The following is a 7,796-nucleotide window of genomic DNA, read 5'->3' as shown; positions in this document are numbered from 1 at the left end:
AAGCCCGCTCACCACACAAAGCCCGCTCAGCACAAGAAGCAAGCTCACCACAACAGGCCCGTTCATCACAGCAAGCCAGCCCGGCATAATCGGCGTTTAGATCAGGACTTTTCCAGATTCGCCAGGATGTGCCCATGCACCCGCATGCACACACTCAGGTCTGCTTCATCCACACCCACAAACAGCTCATGGCGCAAGGCTGTGGCAATGGTTTCAATCTGTTCGATCAACGGCCGTGCGGTGTCGCACAGCAGGATGCGTTTGGCGCGCCGGTCTTCCACCACCGCCTGGCGTTGCACCAGGCCCTGGCCTTCAAGGCTGTCGAGCAACCGCGCCAGGGTCGGCCCTTCTACACCAACGCTTTGCGCCAACTCACGCTGAGTGGGGGCCTCTTCGAAACGGGCCAGGTGCAGCAGCACCAGCCAGCGCGCCTGGGACAAGCCCAGCCCCGCCAAACGGCGGTCGAGCTCGGCGCGCCAACCTCGGGACATTTGCGCCAGCTGCATGCCAAAGCGGTGTTGATCGGTTAACGGCATAAAAAACTCATGGGTTAGACTGAAAATAAAGTGTGGCTAATTATTAGCCAGCTAAGCATGAGCCCTGCCACTAGGCAAGAGTTGCTATGTACTGAATCGTTACATTGTCGTAATTGGCACACTAAATTTCGAATTCAGACTGCAAAGCGGCCCTCACGCAGTACAAAACGCCCTCAGGCACACGCCCGGCAAACAGCGGTGCAATCTCGGCAACGGGTGGCAATTCGCCTTCTCCGTCGAGGAATGCGTCCTGGATTTCACCGAGCAAATCTTCCGGCAAATCAAGGGCCTGCTCCAAGGACAACTGCTGCTTGCCAATGGATTCAGCGAGCAAGGTGTAGACGTTCTTCTCCGAGCATTGCAACTGGCCGGCGATCTGGATCGGGGTCATGCCGGCACGTGCCAGGCTGATGAGTTCGTGGCGGATATCGGCGATTTCCTTCGGCGCTTCGGCCTGGCCGCCGAGCACTTCGAGGAACGCCTGGCCGTAGCGCTCCAGCTTGCGCGCACCAACACCGCTGACCCGCGCCATCTCGGCCATGGTGGTGGGCTGCTCGCGCAGCATTTCCAGCAAGGTGGAATCGGGAAAAATAACGTACGGCGGCACGCTGTGTTCCTGGGCCAGTTTGCGCCGCAGCGTACGCAAGGCTTCCCACTGTTCGCGCTCCTCGCCCCGTACAAGCTGGCTGGCCTGACTGGTGCTGGTCTTGGCGGTGGTTTGCGGCTTGAGGTCGCGACGCAGTTCCAGGCTCACCTCACCCTTGAGCAGCGGCCGGCAGCTGTCGCTAAGACGCAGACCGCCGTAGCCTTCGATATCGATGTCCACCAGACCGCGTGCAACCATCTGACGGAACAGCGAACGCCACTCGCCTTCGGCGCGGGCTTTGCCGACCCCGTAGACCGAGAGTTTCTCGTGGCCGAAACTGCGGACTTTTTCGTTGTCCTTGCCCAGCAGCACATCCACCAGATGGCCCACGCCGTAGCGCTGGCCAGTGCGGTAGATGGTCGACAGCGCCTGGCGCGCCGGCTCGGTGGCGTCCCACGTCTGCACGCCATCAATGCAATTGTCACAGTGGCCGCACGGCTCCGGCATGTCTTCGTCGAAATACGCCAGCAGGGTCTGGCGGCGGCAGCGGGTCTCTTCGCACAGCGAGAGCATGGCGTCGAGCTTGTGCTGCTCCAGGCGTTTGTGGCGCTCGTCCCCTTCGGAGTTCTGCAGCATCTGCTTGAGCATCACCACGTCCTGCAGGCCGTAGACCATCCATGCATCCGCCGGCAGGCCATCACGGCCGGCGCGGCCAGTTTCCTGGTAGTACGCCTCGAGGGATTTGGGCAGGTCCATGTGGGCCACGAAGCGCACGTTGGATTTATCGATGCCCATGCCGAACGCGATGGTGGCCACCATGATCAGGCCTTCCTCGTTGAGGAAACGCTTCTGGTGAGCAGAGCGGGTTTCATTGGGCAAGCCAGCGTGATACGGCAGCGCCGGATAGCCTTGTTCACAGAGAAATGCAGCGACTTCATCGACCTTCTTGCGCGACAGGCAGTAGACGATGCCCGCGTCGCTGCGCCGTTCAGAGAGGAATGCGAGCAACTGCTTGCGCGGCTGCTCCTTGGGCACGATACGGTAGAAAATATTCGGTCGGTCAAAGCTCGACAGGAAACGCTCGGCATTCTGCAGGTGCAGGCGTTCGACGATTTCTTCGCGGGTGCGCTTGTCGGCCGTGGCGGTCAGGGCGATGCGCGGAACGTCGGGAAACAGCTCGGCCAATTGACCCAGCTGCAAATATTCACGGCGGAAATCATGACCCCACTGGGAGACACAGTGGGCTTCGTCGATGGCGAACAGGGCAATTTCCAGGCTCTGCAAAAACGCCAGCATGCGCGGCTGTACCAGGCGCTCGGGGGCCAGGTAGAGCATTTTGACTTCGCCGCGCTTGATGCGTGCGGCCAGGTCGCGCTGCTGCTCGGCGCTGAGGGTGGAGTTCAAGGCAGCCGCGGCGACGCCGAGCTCTTCCAGGGTCGCGACCTGGTCGTCCATCAGCGCGATCAGCGGCGACACCACCACGGCCAGCCCGTTGCGCAACAACGCCGGCACCTGGAAACACAGCGATTTGCCGCCGCCGGTAGGCATCAGTACCAGGGCATCACCACCTTTGGCCACGCGCTCAATGATCGCACCCTGGCGGCCACGAAAACTGTCGTAGCCGAAGATGTCCTTGAGGACGCGTTGAGCCTGATCGAGCATGTATAACTCCAACAAAATAGTGCCGAAATCCCTCTGTACAGGCTGGTCGAAAAAACGCGGTCTCACGAAAAATAATCCGTAAGCGAAGTTTTCTCGACCTGGCGCTTGGCCTGCAGGGGCATCACAAAACGCGGCAGTATACCCGAGCGCCATCCGGCAAAGGGCGCCGCTGACGAATTGCAGCCCGTCTCTAAAACCTGGCAAATGTGCACGCCGACTGGCTTGGGCGCGCAAGAAAGCCTAGAATTCAGCATCGTTTATTCCCAAGGTAGTCCTTCAATGTCCTTCGCTGAGCAACTAACCCGCCTGCAAGCCTTCCTCGACGCCGATGAGCTGCATGACGAGGCGCTGGACTACGTGGCCGCCCACGGCTACCTGACCGCCCTGTCGATCTGCGCCGAGGTCGTACCCGACCGTGAATGGATCGACGCGCTGTTCGCCGAAGAGCCGCATTACGAAGACGACGCCCATCGCGCAGAAATCGAATCCACCCTGCTGGCCCTCAAGGCCCATATCGCTCGCCAACTGGCGTCTGATGAAGAGTTCGAGCTGCCCTGCGAGCTGGACCTGGGCGAAGAGCCGGACGACTCCGACCTGCGCGGCTGGTGCATCGGTTTCATGGAAGGCGTATTCCTGCGTGAAGCCGCCTGGTTCGAAACCGCCGAGGAAGAAGTCAGCGAAATGCTCCTGCCGATCATGGTGGGTTCGGGGCTGTTTGAAGAAGAAGCTGAATTTTCTGACATCGCCGCCGATGCCAACCTGATGGACGACATGATCGTTCAGATCCCGGAAGCCCTGACCGCCCTGTACCTGCTGTGCAACGCACCTGACGAAAAACCGGCGATCCTCAAGCCACGTCACCACTGAGTCCCTTGCCCGTGACACCCATGGGCAATCGCTCGCTCCTCCTGCGCTACGTGCTGCTGGCCATCGGCTGGCTGAGCGTAGCGCTGGGGGTGATCGGCATTTTCCTACCGGTATTGCCGACCACGCCCTTTCTCCTGCTCGCCGCCGCCTGCTTCGCCCGAAGCTCCCCACGCTTCTACCACTGGCTGGTGCAACACCCGCGCCTGGGCCCGTGGATTCGAGATTATCTGGACGGCAACGGCATCCCGCTCAAGGGCAAGGTCTACGCCATCGGCTTGATGTGGCTGAGCATCGGACTCTCCTGCTACCTGGTGCCACTGCCGTGGGCACGCGGGTTCATGCTGACCAGTGCGGTATTGGTGACGATCTACATCCTGCGCCAGAAGACCCTGCCCCCACGCTAGGCGCCGCCCTGCGACATTAGATCCCACACGACCTTGGTCGACACTGACTAACCCCAGCCATCATGCGAGACTGTCCAACCGGGCCTGGAATGCCTGGGTGTTCCTATGCTCGGAGTTACCATGACGCTGTCCAGCGGGCTGATCGCCGCCGTTGCCCTGGCCTATATGGCCATTATGTTTGCCATCGCCTTCTACGGTGACCGCCGCCGTGCGCCTTTGCCGCCGCGTGTGCGCGCCTGGGTGTACAGCCTGTCGCTGGCGGTGTATTGCACCAGCTGGACGTTCTTCGGCGCCGTAGGCCAGGCCGCCGAACAGTTGTGGGCGTTTTTACCGATCTACCTCGGACCGGTGCTGTTGCTGGTGTTGGCACCCTGGGTGCTGCAGAAGATGATTCTGATCAGCAAGCAGGAAAACATCACATCCATCGCAGACTTCATCGCCGCACGCTACGGCAAGTCCCAGTCCCTGGCAGTCGTGGTCGCATTGATTTGCCTGGTCGGCGTGCTGCCCTACATCGCCCTGCAACTCAAAGGCATCGTGCTGGGGGTGAACCTGCTGATCGGCGCCGCGCCGACACCACCGGCACGCGGGCCCAGGACACGGCGCTGATCGTGTCGCTGGTGCTGGCGCTCTTCACTATTGTGTTTGGTACACGCAACCTCGACGCCACGGAGCACCACCGTGGCATGGTGCTGGCGATTGCGTTTGAATCCCTGGTCAAGCTGTTCGCGTTTCTCGCAGTGGGCGCGTTTGTGACCTACGGCCTCTACGACGGTTTCGGCGACCTGTTCAGCCAGGCAATGCTCGCACCACGGCTGGAGGAATACTGGAAGGAAACCGTCAACTGGCCGTCGATGGTAGTGCAGACCGGCGTGGCGATGATGGCGATCATCTGCTTGCCGCGACAGTTTCATGTGACCGTCGTCGAAAACATCGACCCGCAAGATCTGCGCGTGGCCAAATGGGTGTTCCCCGCGTATCTGATCCTTGCCGCATTGTTCGTGATCCCCATCGCCCTCGGCGGCAAAATGTTGCTGCCGGGTTCGGTGCTGCCGGATTCCTACGTGATCAGCCTGCCCATGGCCGAAGCCCATCCGGCGCTGGCGGTGCTGGCATTTATCGGCGGCGCCTCGGCGGCAACGGGCATGGTGATTGTGGCGAGCATCGCCCTGTCGACCATGGTCTCCAACGACATGCTGCTGCCGTGGCTGTTGCGCCGCTCCAGCGCCGAGCGGCCGTTCGAGGTGTTCCGCCACTGGATGCTCTCGGTGCGCCGGGTCAGCATTGTGATCATTCTACTGCTGGCTTACGTGAGCTACCGCTTGCTGGGTTCTACGGCGAGCCTGGCAACTATCGGTCAGATCGCGTTTGCCGCCGTGACACAACTCGCCCCGGCCATGCTCGGCGCGCTGTATTGGAAACAAGCCAACCGGCGCGGGGTGTTTGCCGGGTTGGCGGCGGGCACATTCCTGTGGTTCTACACCTTGGTCCTACCCGTAACGGCGAAAAGCCTGGGCTGGTCCCTCAGCCTTTTCCCCGGCCTTACGTGGATTCATTCCCACCCACTGGGGTTGTCCGTTACGCCCCTCACCCTGGGCACCGTGTTCTCCCTGGCGGGCAACTTCACCTTGTTTGTGTGGGTGTCGATGCTGTCGCGCACACGGGTGTCGGAGCACTGGCAAGCCGGGCGTTTTATCGGTCAAGAGATCAGCCAGCGTGCCAACGCCCGCTCGATGCTGTCGGTACAGATCAGCGACCTGCTGAGCCTGGCGGCGCGTTTTGTCGGTGAAGAACGGGCCCAGCAAAGTTTTATCCGCTTCGCCTATCGCCAGGGCAAAGGCTTTAACCCCAATCAGAACGCCGATAACGACTGGATCGCCCATACCGAGCGCCTGTTGGCCGGTGTGCTCGGTGCCTCTTCGACGCGCGCAGTAGTAAAAGCTGCGATTGAGGGGCGGGAAATGCAGCTGGAGGACGTAGTACGCATCGCCGATGAAGCGTCGGAAGTACTGCAATTCAACCGTGCGCTGCTGCAAGGTGCCATCGAGAACATCACCCAGGGCATCAGCGTGGTCGACCAGTCGCTCAAGCTAGTAGCCTGGAACCGGCGCTACCTGGAACTGTTCAACTACCCCGACGGGCTGATCAGCGTGGGCCGGCCTATCGCCGACATCATCCGCTACAACGCCGAGCGCGGCCTCTGTGGCCCCGGCGAGGCCGAAGTGCATGTGGCGCGACGCCTGCACTGGATGCGCCAGGGCCGCGCCCACACTTCCGAGCGCTTGTTCCCGAATGGACGGGTGATCGAGCTGATCGGCAACCCGATGCCCGGTGGTGGGTTTGTCATGAGTTTCACCGACATCACCGCGTTCCGCGAAGCCGAGCAGGCCCTCACCGAAGCCAACGAAGGCCTGGAGCAGCGGGTGACCGAGCGCACCCATGAACTGTCGCAACTGAATGTAGCGCTCACCGATGCCAAAGGCGTGGCCGAATCCGCCAGCCAGTCGAAGACACGCTTTCTCGCGGCCGTCAGCCATGACCTCATGCAACCCTTGAACGCCGCACGCCTGTTCTCCGCCGCCCTCTCCCACCAGAACGACGGCCTGTCCACTGAAGCCCGGCAACTGGTGCAGCACCTGGACAGCTCGCTGCGCTCGGCTGAGGACCTGATCAGCGACCTGCTGGATATCTCGCGCCTGGAAAACGGCAAGATCAACCCACAGCGCCAGCCCTTTGTGCTCAACGAACTGTTCGACACCCTGGGCGCGGAATTCAAGGCGCTGGCCCAGGAGCAGGGTTTGCGCTTCCGCCTGCGCGGCAGTCGCCTGCGGGTCGACAGCGACATCAAGCTGCTGCGACGGATCCTGCAGAATTTCCTGACCAACGCTTTCCGCTATGCCGATGGCCCTGTGCTGCTTGGCGTACGCCGGCGCAAGGGCGAGTTGTGCCTGGAAGTGTGGGACAGAGGCCCCGGCATTCCGCAGGATAAACAGAAGGTCATCTTCGAAGAGTTCAAGCGCCTGGACAGCCACCAGACCCGCGCCGAAAAAGGCCTGGGCCTGGGTTTGGCAATCGCCGACGGCCTGTGCCGCGTCCTGGGCCATCGCCTGAGCGTGCGCTCGTGGCCAGGCAAAGGCAGCGTATTCAGCGTGCGCGTGCCGCTGGCGCGCAACCAGGCCAGCCCGCAGCCCAAGCCCACAGCGGATAACGGCCAACCCTTGAGCGGCGCACAGGTGCTGTGCGTGGATAATGAAGAGAGCATCCTGATCGGCATGCGCAGCCTGTTGACGCGATGGGGCTGCCAGGTGTGGACCGCCACTGACCAGGCGCAATGCGCGGCATTGTTGGCTGAAGGGGTGCGACCGCAACTGGCGCTGGTGGATTACCACCTGGACCATGGCGAGACCGGTACGGAATTGATGGGTTGGCTGCGCGCACAACTGGCGGAGCCGATTCCCGGCGTGGTCATCAGTGCCGACGGCCGCCCGGAGATGGTGGCCGAGGTGCATGCGGCGGGGTTGGATTACCTCGCCAAGCCGGTGAAGCCGGCGGCGTTACGGGCGTTGCTCAGCAGGCATTTGCCTCTATAAACCGGATGTAACCGGTAAAAATGCGGGAGGCCGCTTGCTCCCGATGACGGTATAGCAGCCAAACATCTGGCGACTGATCCACCGCCATCGGGGCATAGGTATCTACACAACTCTCCCAAGCTTATACAAAACTCTGTGGTGAGCGGGCTTG

General features: G+C 61.7%; 4 protein-coding genes and 1 pseudogene. 3 read left to right on the top strand and 2 right to left on the bottom strand.

Going from position 1 to position 7,796, the window contains the following annotated elements; all coding sequences use genetic code 11:
• Positions 1–101 precede the first annotated feature (101 nt).
• Positions 102–536 carry a MarR family transcriptional regulator gene (locus tag IQK56_RS16590; RefSeq protein WP_028617350.1) on the bottom strand — a complete coding sequence of 145 codons (435 nt, stop codon included), beginning with the start codon at positions 534–536 and terminating at the stop codon, positions 102–104.
• Positions 537–657: 121 nt separating this feature from the next.
• A complete protein-coding gene (gene recQ / locus IQK56_RS16585; RefSeq protein WP_150675847.1) occupies positions 658–2,784 on the bottom strand; it encodes a DNA helicase RecQ in 2,127 nt (708 codons plus the stop codon).
• A 279-nt stretch (positions 2,785–3,063) separates the two neighbouring features.
• Between recQ and IQK56_RS16580 the strand changes: the two genes are divergently transcribed.
• The 3 genes and pseudogenes from IQK56_RS16580 (at position 3,064) to IQK56_RS16570 (ending at position 7,645) form a co-directional block, all read left to right on the top strand.
• A complete protein-coding gene (locus tag IQK56_RS16580) occupies positions 3,064–3,651 on the top strand; it encodes a UPF0149 family protein (RefSeq protein ID WP_122308375.1) in 588 nt (195 codons plus the stop codon).
• 20 nt (positions 3,652–3,671) lie between these two features.
• The gene (locus tag IQK56_RS16575) at positions 3,672–4,055 is read left to right on the top strand and encodes a YbaN family protein (RefSeq protein WP_099584094.1); all 384 of its coding nucleotides are present in this window, start codon (positions 3,672–3,674) and stop codon (positions 4,053–4,055) included.
• A 120-nt stretch (positions 4,056–4,175) separates the two neighbouring features.
• Positions 4,176–7,645: pseudogene (locus IQK56_RS16570) on the top strand (hybrid sensor histidine kinase/response regulator).
• The last annotated feature ends 151 nt before the right edge of the window (positions 7,646–7,796 follow it).

This window comes from Pseudomonas cyclaminis (genome assembly GCF_015163715.1).
In the GTDB taxonomy this organism is placed as follows: Bacteria; Pseudomonadota; Gammaproteobacteria; order Pseudomonadales; family Pseudomonadaceae; genus Aquipseudomonas; species Aquipseudomonas cyclaminis.
Note: the sequence above shows the minus strand (reverse complement) of the source record. Positions and strands in the feature narration are given on the sequence as shown.

What these genes read in the sequence shown, in the direction of transcription:
- IQK56_RS16575 (WP_099584094.1), top strand. Translation starts at nt 3,672, where the DNA reads ATGGGCAATCGCTCGCTCCTCCTGCGCTACGTGCTGCTGGCCATCGGC.
- IQK56_RS16590 (WP_028617350.1), bottom strand. Translation starts at nt 536, where the DNA reads ATGCCGTTAACCGATCAACACCGCTTTGGCATGCAGCTGGCGCAAATG.
- IQK56_RS16580 (WP_122308375.1), top strand. Translation starts at nt 3,064, where the DNA reads ATGTCCTTCGCTGAGCAACTAACCCGCCTGCAAGCCTTCCTCGACGCC.
- recQ (WP_150675847.1), bottom strand. Translation starts at nt 2,784, where the DNA reads ATGCTCGATCAGGCTCAACGCGTCCTCAAGGACATCTTCGGCTACGAC.